At 48.1% G+C, this 26,382-nt stretch carries 15 protein-coding genes; 4 read left to right on the top strand and 11 right to left on the bottom strand.

Annotation, left to right across the window (positions count from 1 at the left end; genetic code table 11):
* Positions 1-326 precede the first annotated feature (326 nt).
* The gene (locus N3Z11_RS00395) at positions 327-932 is read right to left on the bottom strand and encodes a hypothetical protein (protein ID WP_260655155.1); all 606 of its coding nucleotides are present in this window, start codon (positions 930-932) and stop codon (positions 327-329) included.
* A 448-nt stretch (positions 933-1,380) separates the two neighbouring features.
* On the opposite strand from N3Z11_RS00395, the gene N3Z11_RS00390 reads away from it, so the two are divergent.
* Both N3Z11_RS00390 and N3Z11_RS00385 read left to right on the top strand, forming a co-directional pair.
* Positions 1,381-2,061 carry a PIN domain-containing protein gene (locus tag N3Z11_RS00390; RefSeq protein WP_260655154.1) on the top strand — a complete coding sequence of 227 codons (681 nt, stop codon included), beginning with the start codon at positions 1,381-1,383 and terminating at the stop codon, positions 2,059-2,061.
* Positions 2,062-2,184: 123 nt separating this feature from the next.
* Positions 2,185-4,185, top strand: a complete 2,001-nt coding sequence (locus N3Z11_RS00385) for an AAA-like domain-containing protein (RefSeq protein ID WP_260655153.1) — start codon at positions 2,185-2,187, stop codon at positions 4,183-4,185.
* 384 nt (positions 4,186-4,569) lie between these two features.
* On the opposite strand, the gene ilvA is transcribed toward N3Z11_RS00385, so the two are convergent.
* The 4 genes from ilvA to ilvG all read right to left on the bottom strand — a co-directional run bounded on the left by ilvA (position 4,570) and on the right by ilvG (position 10,274).
* Positions 4,570-6,114: a threonine ammonia-lyase, biosynthetic gene (gene ilvA, locus N3Z11_RS00380; protein ID WP_260655826.1), complete on the bottom strand. Its 1,545-nt coding sequence runs from the start codon at positions 6,112-6,114 to the stop codon at positions 4,570-4,572.
* A gap of 194 nt (positions 6,115-6,308) precedes the next feature.
* A complete protein-coding gene (gene ilvD, locus N3Z11_RS00375; protein ID WP_260655152.1) occupies positions 6,309-8,162 on the bottom strand; it encodes a dihydroxy-acid dehydratase in 1,854 nt (617 codons plus the stop codon).
* 178 nt (positions 8,163-8,340) lie between these two features.
* A complete protein-coding gene (gene ilvM / locus N3Z11_RS00370; protein WP_260655151.1) occupies positions 8,341-8,607 on the bottom strand; it encodes an acetolactate synthase 2 small subunit in 267 nt (88 codons plus the stop codon).
* Positions 8,604-10,274, bottom strand: coding sequence for an acetolactate synthase 2 catalytic subunit (ilvG, locus tag N3Z11_RS00365; protein ID WP_260655150.1), 1,671 nt, complete (start codon positions 10,272-10,274; stop codon positions 8,604-8,606). The genes ilvM and ilvG overlap by 4 nt, the downstream gene beginning before the upstream one ends.
* Positions 10,275-10,864: 590 nt before the next feature.
* Between ilvG and N3Z11_RS00360 the strand changes: the two genes are divergently transcribed.
* Positions 10,865-11,125 (top strand): DUF1289 domain-containing protein, encoded by a 261-nt coding sequence (locus N3Z11_RS00360; protein WP_260655149.1) that lies wholly within the window; start codon positions 10,865-10,867, stop codon positions 11,123-11,125.
* 112 nt (positions 11,126-11,237) lie between these two features.
* Entirely contained in the window at positions 11,238-13,262 is a 2,025-nt protein-coding gene (locus tag N3Z11_RS00355; protein WP_260655148.1) for an ATP-binding protein, read from the top strand.
* Positions 13,263-13,277: 15 nt separating this feature from the next.
* Here N3Z11_RS00355 and N3Z11_RS00350 read toward each other — a convergent pair whose 3' ends face one another.
* The 6 genes from N3Z11_RS00350 to N3Z11_RS00325 form a co-directional block, all read right to left on the bottom strand.
* On the bottom strand, positions 13,278-15,053 hold the full coding sequence (locus N3Z11_RS00350) for an alpha-amylase family glycosyl hydrolase (protein WP_260655147.1): 1,776 nt from the start codon (positions 15,051-15,053) through the stop codon (positions 13,278-13,280).
* A gap of 470 nt (positions 15,054-15,523) precedes the next feature.
* Positions 15,524-20,137: an RHS repeat domain-containing protein gene (locus tag N3Z11_RS00345; protein ID WP_260655146.1), complete on the bottom strand. Its 4,614-nt coding sequence runs from the start codon at positions 20,135-20,137 to the stop codon at positions 15,524-15,526.
* A gap of 10 nt (positions 20,138-20,147) precedes the next feature.
* Positions 20,148-20,492, bottom strand: coding sequence for a hypothetical protein (locus N3Z11_RS00340; protein WP_260655145.1), 345 nt, complete (start codon positions 20,490-20,492; stop codon positions 20,148-20,150).
* Positions 20,493-20,848: 356 nt separating this feature from the next.
* Complete coding sequence (locus N3Z11_RS00335; protein ID WP_260655144.1) at positions 20,849-21,823, bottom strand: catalase family peroxidase; 975 nt, start codon at positions 21,821-21,823, stop codon at positions 20,849-20,851.
* Between the two features lie 231 nt (positions 21,824-22,054).
* Positions 22,055-25,249, bottom strand: coding sequence for an efflux RND transporter permease subunit (locus N3Z11_RS00330; RefSeq protein ID WP_260655143.1), 3,195 nt, complete (start codon positions 25,247-25,249; stop codon positions 22,055-22,057).
* Positions 25,246-26,289: an efflux RND transporter periplasmic adaptor subunit gene (locus N3Z11_RS00325; protein ID WP_260655142.1), complete on the bottom strand. Its 1,044-nt coding sequence runs from the start codon at positions 26,287-26,289 to the stop codon at positions 25,246-25,248. The genes N3Z11_RS00330 and N3Z11_RS00325 overlap by 4 nt, the downstream gene beginning before the upstream one ends.
* Between the last annotated feature and the right edge of the window lie 93 nt (positions 26,290-26,382).

Genomic DNA, 26,382 nt, shown 5'->3' with positions numbered 1-26,382 from the left:
AACACCAACTCAGCTGATTTAACCACACAAACCGCAACCCGGCTAAAAGACGGCTGTTCTGTGATGTTGCAGTAGCAAAGAATAAAACCACAGTGTCCCGAAAAAGAGCTTGCCGTTTTGCTGGCCGTTTTGCTGGCCGTGTTTTAGTTTGCTGATAAACAAGTTGCAGCAGCAACACAGTTGCCGGGAAAGGAAGTTTGGCAGTTTAGGTTTTTGGTGTTCTGGCCATTAATTATCCCGCTTAATATCTTCTGTTTTCTTTTTAACTTCTGATGTATCTGGGGGTTAAACAAAGTATGACCCTGCGGGATATGTGACGGATTATTTCAGTTGCCAACGTTAAAAAGATCGGCTGCTAATGCCAAGAATAATAGTGTCCAACCGAGAAAACGAGTTACTTTCGAAAAAATAATATAATGTCTTTCGTTGTTTCTTTGATCATAATGGTCTAGTACAACAGCGGCAAGATTCAATGCAGCGCAAATCATAGCGCAAAACATTAATTTTAAAGCTAATCCATGGATAACAATGCCACCACCACTTTTGGCGGGTAAAAACATTTCATCCAGGTACCAGCTTACGGCACCATAACCAATAAGAAACAATGATAAAACGATACTTTCGATTCGAACTTTGGTCGGGATATGGTTGGGAGTGTAACCGTTGCTGGTTGTTGGTTGCTGATCCTTTGGCATGACATCAGCATCAGACAATTCACTGTTTCGATTAGACAAATCGTCATATGCTACCGAACCAGCTAACTGAACAGATTCAACCACTTTTACTGCCGCTAGTTTTGCTTCTTCTGCTTTTTTCTCTAACGCTCTCTTTTTATTCTCCGATTCCGTCAATTTAACTACAAGCATCACAATAAGCAGAGGAGCCGAAACAATAGCTGCGATAATAAAAAGCAAAATAAATAACGACGACATAAAAACCTGTAACTGAACGAGCGAATGTTGCTGTTTGCGGAAAATAACCGGCACAAATTAACCAGATAATAATAAAAAATCAACCATTACGTAATAGAAAAAAGTTGTCACGGCAATGACAAAAAGACAGGCCACTCAAACATAAAGGTTTTTTAGAACGACGAGCTAACAGCGCCTGGGCTTAAATTGGCTGTTCCTTTTAGAGTTAGTCCCGAAAAAGTGCTTGCCGTTTAGAGACCACTGTTTTAAGTTGCTTATTCACAAGTTACCACTGTAACGAAGTTGCCGGAAAAGGAAGTTTGGCAGTTTAGGTTTTTGGCGCTACCGCCATTAATTGTCCCGCTTAATATCTTCTTTATTTCTCTGTAACTACAGGCTGGTATGCCTGATTTAACTGTTTTACCGGAAGCATATGCAGTCTACAGCCTGAACTGTAACAGAGGAAAAGATGGAACTTAACCTGGCAACATTACCGCAGAACAATGCAAAAGTACTGCTGGTTGATTTGGAAAACTATCCAAAACAAATCAATGAATTACCAAAGATTCTCAACGAATACCATTTGGTGGTGATTTGTTACGCCCAGTCCAACGCCCGCATTCCTATTGATTGGCTGATGCCACTGAACGACACCATTAATAAAGCGCAGTTGAAAATTTTCCGCATGACCAATAACGGCAAAAACGCCGCCGATTTTGGCATCAGCTTTTACGCCGGTATGTTGATGTCACAACTGCCCGAACAAGCGCATTTTGTCATTATGTCGGACGATCAAGACCTGGATCATGTGGTGAATTTATTAAAAAGCCAACAACGCAGTGCGGAACGTTTGGGTATGCGCTGTGAGCATAAACCCGTCGCTCTGCCGAGTACTGAAAGCGCCGTACCTCACCAGGTAAAAGATATGGTCGCGCCGCTGGTTAAGCTCTATTGCGCGCACCTCGTCACCTACAAAAACAACAGACCAAGCAAAGATACAACGCTGATTAATAGCATCAAAAGTAAACTTGGTGAGCACAAAGCCCATGCCGAAGCTGTGTTACAAAGGCTTATCAAAGCACAGGCACTGCAGCTGCATGACACCAAAGTGCAGTACTTTGATAAAAAAATTGTGGAGATGACGCTTTAAATACATTCGGTAATTTGTTGAGTAAATTATACAAAGTGACATATTCCTCTTTTTTCAATTCCAAATTGATCTATGAAAAGGAAAGGCACTTCCATTTTTTCAAAAAAACTAAAGGATCACTCCATGACAACTAACGGAAAAGTATACCCTGGAAAACACATATTATTTAAAGACGCTCACTTTACTGAATCAGAGAAAATAGCTATAGAAAGCCTATCCAAGGAGTTTTATGTAACCAATGGTGGCGAAAAAATAAAGCTAGGATACAACAGCGAGTATAAGTATATAATAATAAGTCCCACAGAAATATATGGAGACATGTTTAACTTAGATAGAGAGATAATAGTTGTTTTCAGCCCATATGAAACAATTCAAGCACGAACACTAGATGTATTCGAATATGTAGCAAAAAAACATTCCTCCTTGAGAATTGAAAAAATATGTAACGTTTTAGTTAGCGCCGATGAGAACATTGAGAACTCCATCAGCGACTTAATAAAAAACGAACCGGAGACCCAGGTTATAATACCTTTTTCATACAATGAACTTTCGAATATTAAAGATTCATTCTTCTTCAGAAACAGATTCAGAAAATATTTTTACACTCGTGATCTCTTTGCTTTTGAGGCACCTCTAAAGAAAGACATATATTTTTTTGGAAGAGCGGATTTAATTCAAGAATTAATAAACAGATTAAAAAGTGGTGAAAACGCTGGGGTTTTTGGTCTTAGAAAAACAGGCAAAACATCATTAATAAATGGCATCGTTAGAAACTTATCCAAGGAAGGCATAAGTTCTGGGGTAATAGACTGTCAAGACACTGCATTTAATCAACGCAGCTGGAACGAAGCGCTACACCACATGTGCAAAACAATTAACGAAACGCTAAAACTGAACATAGAATTACCTAATGAAGAGGAATTTTCAAATAAGAATGCTTCACCCCTTACAGAATCATTTTTCAAATCTTGTAAAAGGATAACAAACACACCAGTATTCATCATATTTGATGAAATAGAAAACATATCCAGAAATACCGCCCCAGCCAGCAATTGGTGTAATGAAAAAGATTTTGCATTATTTTGGCAAACAATAAGATCAATATTTCAAAGGAACTCAAATCTTATAGCATATTTGATCGTTGGCACGAATCCAACGTGTATTGAAACACCAAAAATTGATAATGTCGACAATCCAATTTTTAATCATTTTAATCCTTACTACATACCTGGCTTTGACGTTAAAGATACGAGGGAAATGACTAGAAAGCTTGGAAAAAGAATGGGAATTCAATTCGACGAGTCACTTTACGCAAAGCTGACTGAAGATTTTGGAGGTCATCCATTTTTAATGAGACATGTCTGCAGCCTTATTGCAAAAGAGGTTACAGAACAGGAGCGGCCCGTTGAAGTTGGAAGAATCGCTTACAAGCAAGGTAGAGATAAATTTATCTCCGATCACTCAAGCTATCTTGAAATGATAATGGGAGTATTAAAGGAGTCCTATCCAGATGAATACGACATGCTGACAATGCTCGCAAATGATGATATCGATAATTTTTTAGCATTTGCAGCATCACACCCGTCATACACCTCGCACCTTGTTGGCTATGGCATACTAAAAAAAGAAAGAGAATCTTATGATTTCAACATAGACTCCATAAAAGACTATATAATAAGACAATCAAAGTACAAAAAAATATGTCATTCGCAAGATGAAATGTGGGATGAGATATCGAAGAGGAGAAACTCCGCTGAGGTCAAACTGAGAAAGCTAATAAAAATACTTCTAAAGGCTAATTTAGGAGCAACAAAAGCAAAGGAAGAAGTATTAAACATATTTGGCGGAAAGAGAAAAAATGAATTATCCTGCCTTTCATACGATGAGTTATTTAATGCATCAAAAAGTGAAATATATTTTTCTGATTTATCAAAAATAATATCCAAACACTGGAATATATTTTCCAACTCCTTTGACAAAACGCGACAAGATGCATTCCGTCAATTAGAGTTTATTAACACATCTAGACACGATGCTCATGCGAAAGATATAACCAAAGAGCAGTTCGCTTATTTTAGATTGTGCATGGAATCTATTGAACATGACTTAGAGGGAGCGGTGTGACCCAAAATTTCAATAGGATCCTTCCAGGTCAGGTCTTGCACTTTGACTACACAGGTATCTGAACATCACCAACAACCGGCAGCAGCGAAGTGAGCATTCAAAAGTGAGCGCGGGAGGCGCGAACGGGCGAACGCAGTTGTTGCCGGTTGTTGGGTTCGCCACAGTCGCGCTTTAGCACCAACAGTGGCAAAACCCAAAAGCACTTCACCAGCAAAAGCACACAACCAACGCTTTAGAATTCAGCTTTTAAACAACCCCCCTCGCCAAACAGACACAAAAAAGCGCAACCTGAGTTGCGCTTTTTAATCATTACATCAGCAGCTGTGCCGTAATTTCGCCACTATTGGGCAATCACTGCGTCATCACCGCATCATCACTGTGCAATCACCCAGCCGTTAAAAACGTCTGATAAGATTTATTGCCCGTCACCAGCTGATAGGGATAACCCAGCGCATCCAAATGGCCTTCAATCTCGGATGGGTCGGCAATTTCAAAGCCCGCCAATACATCACCCGTAGCAGCGCCATGGTTGCGATAATGAAATAAAGTGATATTCCATTTTTCGCCTAAGGTATTGAGGAAGTTCATTAAAGCGCCTGGGTATTCCGGGAAGTTAAACTGATACAGCTGCTCGTTCACTAAACGCGGTGGCATACCGCCCACCATATAACGCACATGCAGTTTGGCCAGCTCATCGTCGGATAAATCCTGATAGTCGTAGCCCGCGTTGGAGAGCGCCTGATTCACCTGTTGCAGCTCTTCCGCGCCGTTTCGAAGCTTAATGCCCACAAAAATATGCGCTTTATTATCACTGGCATAACGGTAGTTAAACTCGGTAATAGCACGGCCGCCCAGGGTTTCGCAGAAACGGCGGAAACTGCCTTTTTCTTCCGGAATAGTGACGGCAAATACCGCTTCTTTTTTCTCGCCCAGCTCACAACGTTCTGACACATAACGTAAAGTATCAAAATTCAGGTTTGCGCCGGAAAGCACAGCAGCAAAGTTCTGGCTATGGTCGGCCTTAGCAGCGTATTTTTTTAAGCCCGCTAAAGCCAAAGCACCGGCCGGTTCTGCTACTGCGCGCAAGTCTTCAAAAATATCTTTTATGGCCGCACAAATTTCGTCGCTGGAGACAGTGACCACATCGTCACAATAGAGCTGCGCTAACTTAAAGTTCTCGGTGCCGATACGTTTAACCGCTACACCATCGGCAAATAAGCCTACCCGCGGCAAAGTTACCGGTGCGCCGTTGAGCATCGCCACTTCCAAACAGTTGGCGTCGTCTGGCTCTACCCCAATCACCCGCACATTGGGCAATACCGCTTTGATATACACCGCCATACCCGCCAGCAAACCACCACCACCAACCGGAATAAATACCGCGTCCAGTTTATTGTGTTGGGTGAGGAGTTCTTTGGCGACAGTGCCCTGACCAGCAATTACATCGGCGTCGTCAAAAGGCGGAATATAAACAGCGCCCTGGGTGGCCGCCAATTCAATGGCAAAACGGTTGGCTTCATCAAAAGCGGTGCCGTGCAGCAGCACCTGGCCACCACGGGCTTTTACTGCCGCCACTTTAATTTCCGGCGTGGTAATGGGCATCACAATAGTGGCGTTGAGGCCAAGCTTGCTGGCCGACATGGCTACACCCTGAGCGTGATTGCCAGCGGAGGCGCATATTACACTCGGCGCTGCCGCGCCTTTATCAGGAGCAGCCGCCGTGCTCGCCTTATGGGCTTGCGCCACTTTATGCAGTTTATGAAAAGCACCCCTGAGCTTAAAAGAATACACCGGCTGATGATCTTCCCGCTTTAACCAAACATGATGGCCAAGGCGCTGCGCCAGTTTTGGCATGGCTTGCAGCGGCGTTTCTACCGCCGCCTGATACACAGGCGACAATAAAATTTCGCGTAAATACTGCTGTTGCAGCGCCTGCGCTTCACTGTCGTTGATTGCGCTTGTTGGATAAGCCGGGTTGCGGCTGCTGGCTGGCGTATCGGCCTGCCCAGCGACTGATTGTGCAGTTGCCGCGGCGCGCCCGGCGTTCACCACAGCCTCAGCCGCTGTTTCCGTTAAGGGAGCTGCTGTGGTCTCCGGCACTACAGTTTTTAAAACGGCCTGACTCATAATTCATCCAGCTTTGATAAATCCCGCACTGCACCTTTATCGGCGCTGCTTGCCAGCATGGCGTAGGCTTTGAGCGCCGGGCTTACTTCGCGCACGCGGTCCACCGGTTTCCACGCCAGTTTGCCTTTGGCTTCCATCGCTTCACGCCGCTTTTGTAATTCAGCGTCGCTGATGCGGATTTGAATGCTGCGGTTTGGAATATCGATATCAATGCCATCGCCGTCCTGCACCAGCGCAATAGCACCGCCGCTGGCCGCTTCCGGTGACACGTGGCCAATGGATAAACCCGAAGTGCCGCCGGAGAAACGGCCGTCGGTAATGAGCGCACAGGCTTTGCCCAGCCCCATCGACTTTAAATAACTGGTTGGATACAACATTTCCTGCATACCAGGGCCGCCTTTTGGCCCTTCGTAACGAATAATCACTACATCACCGGCCACTACACGGCCTGCGAGGATCGCTGAAACTGCATCGTCCTGGCTTTCAAAAATACGGGCCACACCATAAAAGGTCAGGTTGTCTTTATCCACACCAGCGGTTTTTACAATACAGCCATTCGGCGCTAAGTTGCCGTACAGCACGGCCAAACCGCCGTCCTGCGAATAAGCGTGTTCTTTACTTCTGATACAACCTTCTTTGCGGTCATCGTCCAGCGTTGGATAACGGCAACTTTGTGAAAATGCCTGAGTGGTGCGGATACCGGCAGGGCCGGCGCGGTAGAAGTCTTTTACCGCTTCGTCTTGCGTCGTCATTATGTCGTAACGCGCCAACACATCGCCCAAAGAGCTGCCGGCCACATGAGGTGTATCCGGGTTTACTAAACCGGCGCGTTGTAATTCGGCCAGAATGGCAATAACACCACCCGCTCTATGTACATCTTCCATATGGTATTTTTGCGTGCTTGGCGCCACTTTGGATAAATGCGGCACAATGCGCGACAGGCGGTCGATATCGTTCATGCCAAAGTCCACTTTGGCTTCAATAGCGGCGGCCAGTAAATGCAGAACTGTATTGGTAGAGCCGCCCATGGCGATATCCAGCATCATGGCGTTTTCAAAAGCGGTTTTATTGGCGATAGAGCGTGGCAGGGCGCTCACATCATCGTTTTTATACCAGCGGTTGCATAACTCCATAATACGTTCGCCGGCGCTGATAAACAGCGCTTTGCGGTCGCTATGGGTGGCCAGCATAGAGCCATTGCCCGGTTGGCCTAAACCCAAAGCTTCCACTAAACAATTCATTGAGTTCGCGGTAAACATGCCCGAGCAGGAGCCACAAGTAGGACAGGCGCTTTTTTCAATTTTTTCGCTGTCTTCGTCCGACACATTGGGGTTAGCAGCCGACACCATGGCATCGACTAAGTCGAGTTTGATAATTTGATCAGACAGCTTGGTTTTACCTGCTTCCATAGGCCCGCCCGACACAAAAATAGCCGGAATATTAAGGCGCAAAGCGGCCATGAGCATGCCAGGGGTAATTTTGTCGCAGTTGGAAATACAGACCATGGCGTCGGCGCAGTGGCCGTTCACCATATATTCCACCGAGTCGGCAATAATTTCGCGCGACGGCAGGCTGTACAACATGCCGCCGTGGCCCATGGCAATGCCGTCATCAATGGCAATGGTATTAAATTCTTTGGCAATGCCACCGGCCGCTTCAATGGCTTCGGCTACTAATTTACCGAGATCGCGTAAATGCACATGGCCTGGCACAAATTGGGTAAAAGAGTTCACCACCGCAATAATGGGTTTACCAAAGTCGGTGTCTTTCACGCCGGTAGCGCGCCATAAAGCGCGGGCGCCCGCCATATTGCGGCCTTCGGTGGTGGTGGCTGAACGTAATTTAGGCATGCGGTTTACTCCTGCATTTCTTTTTTAATTGGCGCTGACGTTTGTTTAAGGCGCGTCAGCAATTGTTAGTTTGGTTCAGGGCCACTTGGTTGTTATCCAAATCATCATTGTTTGAATGAGCTGATCCGGATTTTTATTATCGCCAGCCCATCATGGGGCTGGTCGTTATTGTGTTTAATCAGGCACTTAAAGCTGCATTTACCGCGCTGGTTTCATGCAGCTCCAGCTGCTGTACATCGTATAACTTATTCAGCTGTGCCGTCAGCAGGCTGATAGGTTTGTCACTTTGAATATTTAACGTCACCAGTAAACCACTGTGGTCGGCCAGCGGTTTCATTTCCATACCACAAAGCTGAAAACCGCGGTAACGGGTGACCTGTAATAACCGCTCCAGTGCTACAACTTCCAAACCGGTTTGAATCGTTAATCTGTGTTGTGCGCTCATTGGGCGGCCTCCTGTGTTGGCATTGTAGTGATCATGTCCTGGTTGGCAGCGCCTGGTGGTACCAAAGGCCAGACGTTGTCGTTTTCATCAATTTTTACATGCAATAAATAAGGGCCAGGCCAGGTGAACATAGCGTCCAGCGCGCCTGCTACTTCGTCTTTGCGGCTGATGCTATGGCCAGGAATGGCAAAAGCAGCGGCTAAAGACACAAAATCCGGGTTGTCGGATAAATCGGTTTCGCTGTAACGGCCATCAAAAAACAGCTGTTGCCACTGGCGCACCATGCCAAGGCGCTGGTTGTCGATCACCACAATTTTTACCGGCAAACGAAAACGTTTGATGGTGGCAAGTTCCTGCACATTCATCATAAAAGAGCCGTCACCGCTCACCACAATGGAGGTGTCTGTTGGGCGGGAGATTTTAGCGCCAATGGCAGCCGGCAAACCAAAACCCATGGTGCCTAAACCACCACTGCTTAAATGGTTGCGTGGTGTGTTAAAGCTCATATGCTGCGCCACCCACATCTGGTGCTGGCCTACATCACAACTCACCACTGAGTTGTCGGGCATGCGTTCACTCAGTTGTTTTAACAGCAGCGGCGCGTAAATCCGCTCGCCCGGATGGTCATAACGCCAGCCGTGTTGTTGTTTGAGTTGTTGGCAATGTTGTTGCCATGGCTGAATGGCGGTTGCCACGGCCATTTGCGGCAATAACAACTTTAAATCGCCCAGCATGGCGCAGTCGGCAAAACGTAACTTGTTGATTTCGGCTGGATCTATATCGATATGAATCACTTTGGCTTCAGGCGCAAACTTTTTCAGGTTGCCCGTTACCCTGTCATCAAAACGGGCGCCCAAACAGACCAATAAATCACATTGTTGCACTGCCAAATTGGCGGCCTGAGTGCCGTGCATACCCAGCATACTTAAATAATAAGGGTTGTGTTTATCCACAGATCCCATGGCTTTTAAGGTGGTGACGCTTGGCATACCGGTGGCTGTTAAAAACTCGTTCAGCTCAGCCAGAGCGCCGGCCATATGCACACCACCGCCAATATAAGCCATTGGTTTTTTGGCGTTTTGAATTAAAGTGCGCGCCAGCTGCAGCTGCTGTTGTGGCAAAGCGTCAGTTTGTTGCGCAGCGGCCAGTTGCAACGGTGGTTGGTACTCCACTGCCGCCAGCTGCACGTCTTTGGGAATATCCACCAGCACAGGGCCAGGCCGGCCGCTTTGGGCCAGCGCAAAAGCAGCACGCAAAGTGTCGGCTAAGTCCGCCACGTTTTTCACTAAAAAGCTGTGTTTGGTCACAGTTAACGACAAACCCAATACATCCACTTCCTGAAAAGCGTCGGTGCCGGCAACAGCCTGCGACACCTGGCCGGTAATAGCTACCACTGGCACAGAATCGAGCAAAGCGTCGGCCAAAGAGGTAATTAAGTTGGTTGCACCAGGGCCGGAAGTAGCCATACAAACACCGGTTTTGCCGGAGGCACGGGCATAACCTATGGCAGAAAAAGCACCGCCTTGTTCGTGACGGCACAGGTAGTGTTTGACCGGGCTTTGATAGAGCGCGTCGTAAATTGGCATAATAGCGCCGCCCGGGTAGCCAAAAATGCTATCCACGCCGTGTTCTGCTAACAATTTAACCACCAATTCTGCGCCCGTCATAACTCCATCCTCTTGTGCTTTTTGCTGCTGTAACCAGGCGTTTTTTCGCTTGTTGTTACAGCCGTTATCCAGCTTTGTTCGCTTTTTGTCGGGCGAACAACCCGCTGTGTTGCATTTTCCGGGGGCCTGAAACGACAAAACCCCCGGACCTTGCGGTGCGGGGGTTTTGCTGGTGTCTGGTTTTTTCTACTTTCTAAAACCCAAACGGCAGCCCCCGCGGCGACTAATAATCACCACGACGAGGACCACAATAATGTTCAGGTTGTTTGTAAAATTCATTTAGCGAATAACTCTGTCGGTTATCTGATACAAAAAATGCCCAGCTCTGCTGGTGCGAATGGCTATTAGAAATAGCCGTCTGAAAGTCTTAAGTCAATGCTTTTTTTTCGTTTGTGGCAAATTAGCGGTAAAAACGGCTGTTGCCCAGGGAATAACCAGCCATTTGCGGGACAGATGTAAACCAAAATGCGGTTTGAGGCTTGGGCTATCGTCAGCGGCATTAGGGCTTTGATGCTGGCAAGGCACAGCTGAATTCAGTAGACTCAAAAATATCCGAAGCCACCAGTGCTGTGTCAGCCCGCAACAAAACCATGGATCAACTCGAGCTATTTGACTTACCCAACCCCTGTATTGGGGTGTGCCAAAGCAATAACCGCGGTTATTGTGTGGGTTGCCTGCGCTCGCGTGATGAACGGTTTAACTGGCATCAAAAACCTGTGGCCGAACGGGCCCGCATTTTAAAACTGCTGGAACAACGCCGCGCCCGCCGCGACGCCGCCCGCCTGGCCGGTAAACCAGACAGTAATCTCGAAGCCGACGACACACCTTTTACGCCGGATTTATTCAGTTAAGCCGTTTTTTGCCGGCTTTTTGCCAGAAAATAACTGTTTTTGTCGCCGCCGGTTGCAGTTCCGCCAAAGGCTGCATAGATTGAATTCATCAGGTTTTTGTTGAGTTATCGCGTTGTCTGAAACCAGCCCCATCCAGCGTCCACAAACCCTTGATCTGCAGCAACGACTGAACCAGATCCGCCATCAGTTTGCCAACAGTGTCTGGCGTGGTCTGGCCTTAGTGGCCGCCATTGGCACGCCCATTTCGCTGTCCCGCGCCTTGTTCAGCGGCTGGCTGCCGGTGTACAACATTCAGCTTGGCGTGGCCCTGCTGGTGCTGTTGCTTTATGCACTGCTCAACAGGCTGCCACTGCAGCTGAAAACCACACTGCTGATGCTGGTGTTCTGGACTGTGGCCGTGCCCGGCGTGATAACTTTTGGCATGGCTTCCGCCGGGGTTTGGTGGCTGGTGGCCAGTGTGGTGGTGGCTTATGTGATGTATTCGGCCAAACTGGCTTTTGCCGTGCTGTGCCTGAGTTTTACTTTTCTGGCCGTCACCGCCCTTGGTTTTATCCAGGGTTGGCTGACCATGCCGCTGGACGCCAACATTTATCTGACAGAGCCTATGTCCTGGGCAACCTACCTTATTGTAAATGCTATTGTTTTTTTAATTCTGACCCGGGCCGGCATCAGTTACAGCCAGGCGCAACAGGCCATTAGCCAGCATCAATACCGGCAATGGATTGACGACTTACCCCTTGGGCTGGTGGTGCAGGACCAGCAGCTACAACCCTATTATTTCAACAAAGCCGCAGCGCGCATGCTGGGGCCTTTGCTGCAACAACAGCCCGAGGGTACACAGCTGCATTTTTTCCACCACGCCAGCCTCAGCCCTTATCCGGCAGAGTTGATGCCAGCGGCGCGGGCTTTGCTCGGCGAAACCAGTTATATCGACGATTTAGCTGTTGGCAATGGCGCACCGGAGCGCCGGTTACAGGCCTGGGGCAGGCCGGGTTATGACAGCAATGGCAATTTGGCCTTTGGTATTACTGTGTTTGAAGATATTACCGAACGCAAAATGGCAGAAAGCCAGCAACTGGAACAAGCCGCCCGCACCAGCGCTATTTTGCAGCATATCAGGGACGCCATACTGACCGTCAGCGACAGCGGCTCCATCCTCAGTGATAACCCGGCACTGAGCCGCATTTTTGGTTATGCCGAAGGGCAAATGACAGGCCAGCCTTTGTCTTTGCTGCTGCCGGCCTGGCAGAATTTAACCGCCGGTACACTGACAGAGCGCGCTGGCAGCAGCCATGAAAGCGAAGGCCGCCATGCTGATGGCCATCATTTTCCGGTGGCGATTTCTGTCAGTGTAATTGCCGGGCAACAACCCGCTGTGTTTGTGGTGATGCTCAGTGATATTTCCGAGCGCAAGCGGCTGGAGCAAATGAAAAACGATTTTGTTTCCACCGTCAGTCACGAGCTGCGCACACCACTGACCGCTATTCGCGGTTCACTGAAGTTATTAACGGCCAAAGTGCTGGGAGAATTGCCACCTCAGGTGCAGGACATGCTGGTGATAGCAGAGCAAAACAGTCAGCGGCTATTACGGCTGATTAACGACATTCTGGACATGCAAAAAATTGAAGCAGGGCAAATGCATTTTGTGTTTAAGCTGCAGGATATCAAACCTGTATTGCAAGCCGCTGTGCAGGAATTGTCTTGTTATGCGGTGCAGTATCAGGTGCATTTTGTGCTGGAAACTGAGTTAACCGGGATACCGCTGCGTGTTGATGCGGACCGGCTGATGCAGGTGCTGGCGAATCTGTTATCCAATGCCGCCAAGTTTTCCCCACCTGGCAGTGAAATTAAACTGACCGCCAGTTACCTCAACCAGCACTGGCTGCGCCTGGCGGTGTGGGATAAAGGCCCCGGCATCAGTGCTGAATTTCAACAACGCATTTTCCAGCCTTTTAGCCAGTCGGATGCGTCAAACCAGCGCAGTTATGGTGGCACTGGCCTGGGGCTGACTATCAGCAAAGCCATAGTGGAACAGCATGGTGGCCGGTTGTCGTTTGAAAACAATCCAACTGAGGGATCGGTGTTTTATCTGGATTTGCCCTGCCCGGCAGCAACAGCCACTGAGCAGGGCAACTAACAGGCACTTAACGCCTTAGTTTCGCCAGATCCGTAACTGCCAGCCATCAAGCGCGGTCACAGTTAAATCGTTGTCACTCCAGACCGTTTGCAGGCTGCTGTCCTGTAACAATTCAGTAGGGATTTGCTGGCTGTTTTCGGAGATATTCAGCAAAAACACAGTTTTTTTACCATTGAGCTCACGCACCAGCTGCAGCAATTTACCTTCTGCCAACGCTGTGGCCTGATAACTGCCAGCCACTGACAATTCAGCGCGCTGTTTTTTCAGTTGAATTAGCATTTTATAGAGGTTTAACAACGACTTGGGCTTTTTTTGCTGATCGGCAACAGTGCTGTCACCACTGAGTTGCTCAGTTAAAAATGGCGCCCACCAGCCTGTGCCCTGTTGTGGCGGAAATAACTCAGCTGACTGCACCCAGGCTTGTTTTGCTTCGGTAAAACCGGCCTGATTTGACTTGTCCCACAACATTGGCGCACGGCGCTGAATATGCTCGGCATCTGAGGCCTGGGTCAACCCAATTTCTTCACCGTAGTACAGGTAAGTGGTGCCAGGGGATGCAAATAACATCGCAGCCGCCAGTTTAGCTTTGGCCTGGTGGGCATTCAGTTGCCAACCCAGTCTGGGCTGATCGTGGTTGGTTAAAAAGGGGCTGAAATAGCCCATAGGCACACCAGCGGCCACCCGCTCGGCATAATTGGCTTGCAGCGGCTGTGCTGCGGCCGGGTTTTGTCCCTGATTAGCCTGGCTATTCGCGTTGTTCATGGTGCCAAACTCGGCTTTTACTGCAGCATCTGTTTGCAGCAGTGCCAGCACCTTATAACCAAAATCAAAATCAAAACCGGCGTCCAGCGCTTTGCCGTCACCATAATATTTGGCAGCCACCGGCAAATCAGCCCAGGCTTCCCCCACCAGCAGCGTATCAGGCGCAATAGAGCGCACATAACTGCTGAAATCCTGCCAATACTGTATCGTTTCGCTGGTATCAGCCTGCTGGCCCGGGCCATTTTCAATGGCATACCGCACCGCATCTAACCGAAAACCGGCCACACCTTTATCCAGCCAGAATTTGGCCATTTTTTTCATTTCAGCAATCACATCAGGATGTTGCAGATTCAGATCCGGCTGTGACGCCCCAAAAGCGGCGTAATAATATTGTTTGCGCTCCGGGTGATAATGCCACACCACTTTAGGGTCTATTTTGCTGCTGTCCCAGGCAGGCCCCCAGCCATCGGCTGGTAAATCATCGCGCCAGATAAAATAATCTTTGTATGGCGCTTCCCCTTTGGCGGAGCGCACAAACCAGTCATGCCGGTCGGAAATATGGTTGATCACTAAATCGAGAATAATGCGGATATTGCGGCTTTTGGCGTCGGCCAGCATGGCTTCAAACTGCGCCATAGTGCCGTAGTCCTGCTCTACCTGATAAAACTCGGTAAAGTCGTAACCATGATAAGAAGGGGCTTCAAACACAGGTGTTAACCAAATAGCATCGACACCAAGCTCTTGTAAATACGGTAATTTGGCTTGAATGCCGGCAAAATCACCATGACCATCCTGATTGCTGTCGGCAAAACTGCGCGGCCAAATCTGATACACCACAGCATCCTGCCACCAGGCTTTGCCACTGCTGTTTTGCGAAGCTTGCACTGCCGTTGCGGGTTGCACAACTGGTTGTGCTGCGGCCTGCTCGGCCACCACTGGGGCTTCAGGCGCTGACTTGGTTTCAGTTGCCGGCTGACAAGCCGACAAAGCGGCAACACAACATAACAACCAATTTGTTCGTAAATTCAATCGCATATCCTGGCCCCGTTATTTTTAAGCTACAGCTTAGACCAAATAAAGCCCTCAGGAATAGCGGTTGCATACGATTGCACAGAGATACAACTCACTATTCCAAAAATAACGCAATAGACCGACAAGTAGTCACTTTTGGCTGAACTTAGAACATTTATACATAAAACACACAGGGAACATAAACATAAAAAACAATAAAAACGAACTTATAACCGAATATAAATAACCCCCCAACGGATATAACCAAGCATCGAAAAGAAAATAAACAAAACTAACTGTTAAAAAAAATGAGCTAGCCAAGAACAAAAAACGCGACCTTCTCAAGATAAACAAAGAATAAGAAAGAAAAGAAATCAAAACAAAAGAACTTGTCGCATAGTCAACAATCCTTATATTTTCAACAAAAAAAACTCTTTCGCATGTAAAATACAAAATAAAAACAAAATTAATTACTGCGATAAATTTCATCATCCACCTCCATTAATTCTTTTATTCCTGACTTCACACCCTGCTCTGCAAATGGCTTTTGCTGCAGAAAATTTAACACCGCCCGTAAACAAACTTACAGGTATTGTAACATAGTTAGGTACATTCATTAATTTATCTGCGTACCCCACTGCGACTCCAAGCTTATCAACGATATAATACCCAGTGTCTTGAACTTCATTCGGAATACTTCCACCAAAGAATATTGATAAGCTACAAACTGAAACGGAAAATCCTCCACATTGGGCATTTTGCAATTGACTATGAGATCCATATTTCCATTCAGCCATCCTCCCCTCAAGGGTTTGCTGAACACCATCATGCCTAGTAATCATCGTCGTCTGATTACCACTTTCAGCAAATGCAGCTACTTTATTTTTGAATGAATCATCAGAATTTCCTCCTTGTCTAATTATTAAGTTAGTACAATTCGGATCTTCCTCACACTGCATATAGCTATCTTTTTTGTCCATACCTGATGGGTCAATATATTTATATGGATTATTGCTAACATAAGAGTATCGATTAAATGTAGAAGGATCCGAAAGTTTGAAACCAAGTGGGTCATTACTATAAAACCGCCCAAGCACCGGGTCATAATACCGCTGCTGCATATAAGTTAAGCCGATATCCCTATCTTCTATATGGCCGGTATAACCAGGTTTATCTTCTGTTGCTGCGGCTGGGCCTGTTTTTGCTATCAGCTCTTTACCCAGATAAATATAACGGGTGAGGCCAATTGGGCCCTCGGTCAGTAATAATTGTCCTGCCTGGTTATAGACACTGTAATTTGTGGTATCAGCTACCTTTTTAACTCTTCTGCCGTGGCCATCATAGTGGTAAGTCAGGGTACCCGAAATTTTGACCTGATTAGCTCTGTTAAAGGCAAAAGTATGTTTGCCGTTATTGATAACATTACCTCTGTCGTCATAAACAAAACTATAACCACCTGTCGCTGACTGCAGCCGGTTTTTTGTTGCATCATAGTTATAGGTTAGTTGTTGACTGCCCAGATTTTTATTTTTGATATTACCCATAGGGTCGTATACAAAGGTGCCACTCCCCCAATAACCATTAGCCGTTTCCAGACGATCTAAATCGTCATAACTCAAACGGACTGTTTTCGTGTTATTCAGCAAATCATGAATTGCTTCAATATTATTGTTATTGTCGTATTGATAACGTTGTGCAACTTTTTGTGTGGCACCCTGTTTCACCAGCCGTTCATAAGGGCGGAATTTATCATCAAGTTGCTGGCTGAATATCATGCCATTGCCAAGGCTGTAGTCCTTTAACTGGCCATCAGGATAAAAATGCACTGCACTGGCAAAACTGGTCGTGGCATCGGCAACCTGAGTGGGTTGACCCAAAGCATCTGGGGCGTAAGTGATCCTTGTGCCCGCCAGATTCAGGCTCTGCAAATGAGCCAGAGCATTATACTCCTGGTCAATAACATAACTTTTATCGTCGAGCGTAAGCGTTTCTTTTTCCAATAAATGCAGGCTGTTATAGTCATAACTCCAGCGAATATTATTCACAGTCACTGCTGTCAGATTGCCCTGATTATCTCGTTCAAATCGTTGTTGAGGTGTGCTGGAATCGGCATAGGTTCTTGATAATTCTTCACCCAAATTATCAAAAGCTATAGTGACCCATGAAGTTGCCACATTGTTATAATCAGCGCAGTTCGTGCCGTTACCGGTTAAACCTTCAGCATATTTTTCCAGCTGGCCAAGCAGATTGTATTGCATCACTTTAATACCGGTTTCAGGCCGCTGCAGCAGACACAACTGCATTTTGGCGTTGTAGCGGCGCTGCTCAGTCACACCAGCCTGACTTATTTGCAACGGCAAATCTGCCAGGTTGTAGCTGATCGTAGTAACAACCCCCTCTGGCTGGGTGATTTGGGTGGCGAGCTGTTGTTCAGGGTTACCAAAGGCCAGATATTGGGTAGTGGTGGTATTACCACGGCCATTGTTCACTGCAATCTGGTTTTGCGCCAGATACTGGTAACTCAGGTCACCTTCAGCTGTATTGGTTTTACTAATCACCCGCTGCAATCCGTCGTAAGCAGTAGATGTACCAAAGGATTGATTTAAGGTGTCGCTGACAACTGACTGAAAGCTGTTTTTCCCATACGCGTTAAACTGCTGGCGCTGATAGCGGACCGTTGCCTGCTCATTTTGCGCATCCCATTCTTTGGTCTGCAAAGGTTGCAGCAAGCCATCCAATAAAATGGTTTTACGATAGTTTCCTTTGCTGATGGATTGCACCAGGCTACCGCTGCCGGACGCATCAGCTTCATAACGAATTTGGGTATCAGACCATTTTGGGTCCTGATGGTTAATCTCTTCCAGCCGGTCCAACAGATCATATTTATAGGAAGTTTCATGACCATTAAAATCACGCACCCAACTGATGGTTCCTGTGTCATTAACAGTTAACTGCGCTGTGATTTCACCGGAACTACGGCCAGGCAAGGTAAAAGCCTGGGCTTTGCCGCGCTTGTACGTGTCGTACTTTACCCATCTGTTCGGCATGGCATAAGTAACTTTCGCCAGAGTGCCGTCGCTGTGATAACTATGTGTCTGGATGAGCTGACCAAACTTGCTTAGTGTTTTAACTTTCGATTTGCCTGGCTCGTCAGGCCCATAATAGCTGGCAGACTTCAGCGATAAAGTTTGACCGCTCTGACTGACCTGACGATTGGTTTCCAGATTCAGCAACCAGTGTGTTAAATCATGCTGATAACTAATGTCTGTTGTACGCGATGGCATGCCCAGATTATTGCTGGTGACTTCCCGCTCATGGCGACCGTAAATATTATGTGCGGAATATTGAATGCTGTAAGAATCGGTCGGCTGACCAGCACTGTACTCCTGTGTCTGCTGCAAGGTTTTTAATGACCGTTTCAGCAGACTGTGAATATTTGACCAATATTGCTCAGTCGTTCCCAGATAATCCGATGCAATAAAACTGTGAGTGAGTTGCCGTAGCTGAGTATTACCATCGCTGTCTTTATAGAGGGTGGCCACTTCGGTACCATCAAGATAATCCCATTTTCTGGAAAATACATGGGTAGTTTGACTGCCATCCGGCGCTGTCACAGTAGTGGTTTTTAAATCGCCGCTGTCATATCCATCAATAACAACACCGGCGCTTTGTTTTGCCTGACCAGCATAAGCGCCTTTATTTTGTGAATAGGCATATTGCCAACTGAAGTTCACGCCGGCACCTGTCAGTTTTTTGCTGACCAGCGCCATACTCTGATAACAGCGAGCCACCACATAAGACTCATTATTGTCGCGCTTTGCGGTGGGTGTTTCAGTACGACCATGCAACACACTGCGGATTTTAAAGGTTGCTTTCACGCCATGCGGATGTTGAATAAAACCTTCAGCTTCACGATAACCCTGTTGTTCGCAATCCCCTCTGCCTGTGTCAGGTAAATCCATATCCAAAGGTTCGGTTTGGCTGAGTTCAGTTAAGCCGTAATCCCAATAACTCTGATCCGGCAATATTACTTTGTCCAAAGTGAAAATATGCTCACCAGCGTATTGGTAACGCCAGGTTCTGCCATTGCTGGTAATGGAAGTCACCAGATACGGCTCTGTTTCATGTTCATATTTCAGCGTAATGAGCCGGCCATCACTGGATTCAATCTCCACCAGATTATTTGACTGCAACCCTGAGGGCATAGCACGCGTTGCATACTTATAGTGAACGGTATTGCCAAAGCGGTCAGATACTTTGGAAACCCGCATAAACACCTGATAAAGATGCGCCAGGGGATAAGAAGGCATTTTTGCCCTGACCATATGCGGCACATCAAAATCATAAGTGAGCCCGTCAGGCGACATTGCCCTGAAACCTTCGCCGACTCCGGAACTGCGGGTAAAACAGGTAACACGCCAGTTGGATTTAGTGTTGTAAATAAAGTCCGGACGACCCACCTTCAGCAGCTTTTCAGCGTTGGTTCCCACATTTAACGTAATACCATTCCAGTATTGAAATGCCTCTATCAGCTGCCCGCGATGCATAAAAGCAGGTGGTGTTTGCTGACCTGAAGCAGAACATTCTTTACCTCGCCCCCAGAAGCCCTGCAGCGCTCCCCCCGAGTAAAACAGCGTGTTGTGAATAGCAGGTATCGACAGACCCCAATCACCAAATTCTGCCGTGTTACGGTGGGTAAAGTTTGTGTCATGGTAACGCCGGCGAATGGCAACTTCTGCCGGGAAGTTTCCCGGGATCTGTACATCAGTCATCTGAAAGGTTAAGGCACCAGAACTTAAATCAACAGATTCACCCACCAACTCTGTGGTCTCTGGTGTGATGTCAAATTTCACATTCAGCTCGTTTAACACTGCTCTGTGAATGGGTTGATCTCCCGGGTTGTCTTCGCCGGCACTAGGCCGGTTTGTATTGTGATATTCAATACGATAAGGGTCAGCGACAGATTGCGCCCATTCGTTATTGTCTGCAGACACTGTTGATGCAGCAGAACAACAGGCAGTAAAGACAACAGCAACAACTAACCTTTTTGTTGTAGAAACAACAGCAAAACTACCAGAAGTAACATGCAATTGAGTGTTCATAGTTCATCCATTAATTATCAATACTCTCGCCAAAGGGTTGGTAAAGCGTTGAGGTTTTTGCACTGGTATCAGCGGGGAAGGTAAAAGAAGTGCTGTAAGCAGAAATCGCTGCTGTTGACGCCTGAGTTATCTGGCCGTCAGGTGGTGTGGCATAAACACCAGGGGTAAGCCGGCCAGCCATATGGTAGGTTGTGGGGTTCCGGCTTAAATTCGCGGTTTGTCCCAGCCGAAGATGATAACGCCATGTCAGATAAACAGGCACAGTAGCAGTCCCAGCTAACTGCAGTGGGGGGAAAGATGCTGTTCTTGCATACAACGGGCAACAACAGAGCCGCACAACATAAATTTGATTCATGTCATCATCCTTGATGATGCAGCGGACAACAACCTGATGTCTGCCGCCAGTCAGGCAAACCCAGCAGCAAACAGACCCTAATTCCTGCGGGGACCCATGCTGTGGTACATCTGATGACAAGTATTAGCTGATGATTAAAATATAACAATTAATATACATTTAATTATTAAAATTAACTTTTGCTGAATTTTTATGCTGATGAAAAATCTGAAGAATTTATAAAGTATTTTTTGACTCAGCCCTGCCAGTCGGGCAGGGCTGAGTCAAAAAAGGTCACAAACATCATATGACCCCTGTTGCAGACAAAATAAACCAGATAACCGCCATTTGAGCGGCAAACAGTTAAAGCTCTGGGCTCATTGGCCGCTTAACCTTTTGCCAAAAGAAACGGCATAAGCGCCGGAGCGCATTTGTAAAATGGGATCTTTACTTGCGCTGATGCCAGAGGCCAACACATTGGGGTCGAAGTTAATGTTTTTGCAGGTGTCGCCCCCTGCAGCTGTGATCTCTAGCTCACCACCATCCAGCACTGTGCGCTCTGCCGGCCAGGCTTTGGATGGGTCCAGTAAATTGTCGCCGGCCGCTGCCAGCTGCAATTGCAACTTAAATTTCACCGGCCCTTTGGCCAGCTGCGCCAGCAAACGCTGCTCAAGAAAATCTTTGGGTGCTGCGGCAATTTCGCTGTCGGTTAAACCTTTGACACCATCCAGCGGCTGCAGCTGCCAGCGCACCGCCTGTTGTTTGCCTTCGGCATTGCTCAGATAAAAACTGTGCAAACCAAAATAAGGCGTATTGGCATAACTGGCCGGTGGCGCGGTTTTAGCTAAATATTCCGCCTGCGCCAGCGTGTCGGGGTGAGCTTTACGATAAGCGGCAATTTTGGCCAGATCCGGTTTGCCGGTTTTTGCATCGGGAATTGACGCCTGTAATAAACCTAAAAAGCTGTCGGGGTCTTTGGCACCAAAGATTGGGGTGGATAACAAAGCAAAATGCTGAATTTCACCATTAGCCAATTTAATTTGTGCGGCAAAACCTCTGGGGCTTCTGCTGTTTTCCGCCGCTTTCGGGTTACCACCCGCCATCGAAAAACGCCCGGTCAGTGGATAACTTTCACCGGAAAACAAAGCGGAGTTGCTGTAAGGCTGCATTTTGTGATTGCCGGTAAAACTGCCGCTGACACAAAATCCTTTGGCATGGCCTTTACGCTCGCCTTTATGCTCACCAAAAAGTTTGGCAAAAGTATCAATAAACTGCACCGGCGTGGCGCTGCCTTCGGCCAAAACCGGGTTTGCTGCCGCCAATAAAGCTGCGCCCAATAACCATGTTTTCATTATTCACTCCATCAGGGGTTGATCTGCGTAGAAGCCAAGCTTAGTCGCTTTGGCTGAAACCATGGCAACAGACCCGGCACAGGCCTTTTTTCTGTGAGCAAACAGGTTCAACGGCAAAAAAGCCCGGTTAAATTGCCAAATTTCGGCTAAAAGCGCTGTAACAAGTGCAAAAAAACAGGGCGCTGTTACCAGCGCCCTGCGGCATTTCGGCTACTTAGTCCCAAGCGGGCATTAAGGTTGTTTTTGGTAGCTGTAAGCGTAATACACCACAGGGATCACCACTAAAGTCAGCAAAGTCGACACCAAAATGCCAAAAATCAGTGCCACAGCCAGACCACCAAAAATAGGGTCATCCAGAATAAAAAACGCGCCCAACATAGCGGCCAGCGCTGTTAACACTATAGGCCGCGCCCGCACTGCCGAGGCATGCACTACAGCGGTTTCAAGCGCCACACCCTGAGCCAGTTGCTGCTGAATATAATCCACCAGCAAAATGGAGTTGCGCACTATAATGCCGGCGAGCGCTATCATGCCAATCATCGAGGTAGCGGTGAATTGGGTGTTCAGCAGCCAGTGCCCCGGCATAATGCCAATCAGCGTCAGCGGGATAGGCGCCATAATAATCAGTGGCACGCCATAAGATTTAAACTGCGCCACCACCAGCAGATAAATCATGATCAGGCCCACACCATAAGCAATGCCCATATCACGGAAAGTTTCATAGGTAATTTGCCATTCACCGTCCCACTTGATGCTGAGCTCATCGGTATTGTCCGGTGCGCTGAACAGATTTTGTGGCAGCGGCGCTGTCGCCTGACTCAATAAATCCTGAATTTCCAGCATGCCATACAGCGGGCTGTCGATACCGCCGGCCAAATCGGCCGTAACAAAAACCACTGGCCTTAAGTCTTTGCGGTAAATGGTATTTTCGCGCTGGAACTGTTGTTTTTGCACCAGTTCAGACAGCGGGATCAGCGCACCTGTATTGCTGTGCAGCGGCAGTTGCGACAACTGCTGCCAGTCCGCCAACTGACCTTCGGCTAGCTTTAACACCACGGGCGTTAAGCTGCGCTGGTGTGGTTGGCGTAAAAAGCCGGCGTTGCCACCGCTGCTCGCCAGTTGCACCGCTGCACTCACATCAGCCACTGCAACACCCAGCAAGGCGGCTTTTTGTTGATCCACCACCAGTTGCCACAAGGGTTGCGGCGCTTCGACAGTGCTGTCGATATCAACAATATCAGCCACTTGTGCAAAGGTTGTTTGCAGTTGTTGCGCCTGCTTAAGCTGTAACTGGTAATCCGGGCCATAAACTTCTGCCACCAGGGGTGCCATCACAGGTGGCCCTGGCGGTACTTCCACCAGTTTGATACTGGCGCCTGTGCTTTTTTCAAGCGCGGCCAAAGCCGGTCGCACTCTAAGCGCGATGGCATGGCTTTGTTCGTCGCGCTCGAGCCGGCTTTTTAAGTTCACCTGCACATCACCCTGCCAGGCTTGCTGACGCAGGTAATACTGCCGTACCAAACCGTTAAAATTAATAGGGGCGGCAGTACCGGCATAAGTTTGCAGATGGGTGACTTCCGGTAATTGCAATAAGGCCTGACTGACCTGATTTAACACAGCCTGAGTTTGTTCCAGCGTGCTGCCTTCGGCTAAATCCACCACCACCTGAAATTCGGATTTATTGTCAAAAGGCAGCATTTTCAGCGCCACCTGCTGGCTGGTGACCAGCAGTACCGACAAGCCGATAGCGGTGAGTAACCCCAGCAGCAGTTTAATGCGGTTATTGCGGCCGGCTTTTTTCGCCAGAAATGGCCGCATCAGCCGGTTAAACAGCTGCTCCAGTTTGCTGTCGGTGCCATCGTGATGGGCGCCAGCCGGGCTTTTTTTGCCAAACACCCGCAGAAACAGCCAGGGCGTAAAAATAAAAGCCACCAGCAAGCTGATCAGCATGCCCATACTGGCGTTAATGGGGATAGGGCTCATATAAGGCCCCATCAGGCCACTGACAAAAGCCATCGGCAATAACGCGGCTATTACAGTAAAGGTAGCCAGAATAGTTGGCGCACCCACTTCTTCTACCGCGAGCGGAATGGCATCAGCCAAAGACTTTTTACCCAACAGCCAGTGCCGGTGCAGGTTTTCCACCACCACTATGGCGTCGTCGACCAGAATGCCAATGGAAAAAATTAGCGCAAATAACGACACCCGGTTTAAGGTAAAACCATAAGCCCAGGACGCAAATAAAGTAATGGCCAGGGTGATCACCACCGCCATGCCCACCACAAAAGCTTCGCGCCAGCCCAGCGCAAAACCCACCAGCAATACCACAGAGAGCGTGGCAAATAACAGTTTGTGAATCAGGGTATCGGCTTTGTCTTTGGCGGTTTCACCATAATTTCGACTGATACTGACCTCAATATCCTGCCCAAGATAACCCTGTTGTAACTGATCCAGTTTGGCCAGCAGTGCGCTGGATACATCCACCGCGTTTTTGCCCGGTTGTTTGGCCACCACCACAGTAACAGCCGGGCTTTGTTGCAGCTTGCCGGCTTCATCCAGCTGTAGCTGCTGCACATAACTAACAGGTTCGCTGCTGCCGAGGCTCACTTCAGCCACATCGCGTAAATACACCGGCAGCTGCTGGCCATTGTCGGTTTTTACGGCCACCACCAGGGATGCCACTTCGTCGGCACTGCTTAAAAAGTTACCGGCCTGCAGCTGAATCAGCTGGTCCGGCGCCAGCATGGCCTGGTTCTGGCTTTGACCATTGTTTTGCAACAGCGCCTGTTGCAGCGCCGGTAAACTGAGCTGATAAGCCGCCAATCTCGCCGGGTCAAGCCGCACCAGCACCTGCTGCGCCACACCGCCAATACTGTAAATATCACGACTGCCCGGCACTTGCTGCAGCTGCTCTTCCAGCCCTTTGGCGGCTGACGTTAAATCTGCAGGGGTGACTTGCGGGTTTTTGCTCCATAAAGTCACGGCAAACACCGGCACATCATCAATGCCTTTGGGTTTAATCAGCACAGGGCCAATACCGCTATTGGCTGGTTGCCAGTCGGCTTTGGCATAAAAAGCGTTATAGAGCCGCACCAAAGCATCGGTGCGGGCTTCACCTACTTTAAACTGCACTGTGAGTACAGCGCGGCCAGGCTCAGACACCGAATACAGATGCTCAACACCGGCAATTTCGGCAATGATTTTTTCGGCCGGTATTGCCACCTGCTGTTCCACCATTTTGGCGGAAGCACCGGCATAAGGAATAAACACATTGGCAAAGGTCACTTCAATTTGTGGCTCTTCTTCGCGTGGCGTGACCAGCACAGCAAAAAGCCCCAGTAAAAAGCCAACCAAAGCCAATAAAGGGGTGATTTGGTTTTGTTTAAACAGCGCCGCCAAGCGGCCGGAAATACCTAAGCTGCTCATGGTTGACTCCGGCCTTGCTGTTTCGCCTGTTGTTTTGCCAGCTGCGCCTGCGCATCAGTGGCAATTTCAGCACCTGCAGTTAAGCCCGATAACACCTGGTACAAGTCAGAGCTAAGCTGTTTCAGCCGCACCGGTTGCAACATCACCTGCTCCCCTTGTTTTAACCAGACTGCACTGACTTCACCGCGCCACAACACAGCAGAGGATGGGATTTGTAATTGACTGACTTCGCCGGTTTGTAATCGCAGCCGCTGCCAGCTGCCTGGCAATAACAAATACTGGCTGTAGTCGGCGGCCGGTAATTGCAGGCGCAACTGAAAACTATGGCTTTGGCTATTGGCCTGTGGTGCTATCGTCATATTGGGTTTACCCAGATGAATGACTGTGCCATTGGCAAGCTGCAGTTCGGCCGCCGGGCTTTGTTGTGCACCCTGTAACTGGCTTTGTGGCAACTGGCTGACCAGACGCAGGTTTTCCAAAGATAAACCGCGCAGCAGCGCTTTGCCCGGCACCGCCAGTTCGCCAATTTCAACAAACCTTTGTTGCAAAATGCCGCTATAAGGCGCACGCACTACGGTTTGCTCCAGCTGTTCGTGGGCTTCAGTGACTGCTGCTTTGGCTTGATCCAGCCTTGCTTTGGCGGCGGCATAGTTGGCCTGAGCTAAATCCAGCGCCGCTTTGGCCACTAAACCTTTGCTGTGAATGTCCTGCACCCGCACCAGCTCTTTTTGCTGCTCATCAAAACGGCTTTGTGCTTCGGTCATGGCCCCCTGGGCCTTTTGCAACCGGGCTTTTTGTTCGGTATCGGTAAAACGCACCACCACAGCACCTTGCGGCACCAGATCGTTGACATCATAAGGCAGCTCAATGATGCGGCCCGAAGTCTGCGCCGACACTGTGGCTTGTGACACAGCCTCTACCACGGCAGGCAATTCCAGATATTGGGGGGCCTGCACTGCATTCAGCTGCACCCAGCCAGCGGCCATTACATTGTGGCTGAGCATTAACGCCAGGGTTAAACCTAAAGGCAACTTCATCATGCTGAACTCCTGAAACCGGTGCGCCGGCCTACATTAGATTAAACTGATATAAGTATATATTAGAAAGTTCTAATTAGAAAGATAACCTGGTAA

Origin of the sequence: Rheinheimera sp. 4Y26 (genome assembly GCF_025245835.1) — a bacterium.
Taxonomy (GTDB): Bacteria; Pseudomonadota; Gammaproteobacteria; order Enterobacterales; family Alteromonadaceae; genus Pararheinheimera.
The sequence above is the reverse complement of the archived record's forward strand: the minus strand, read 5'-3'. Positions and strand labels throughout refer to the sequence as shown.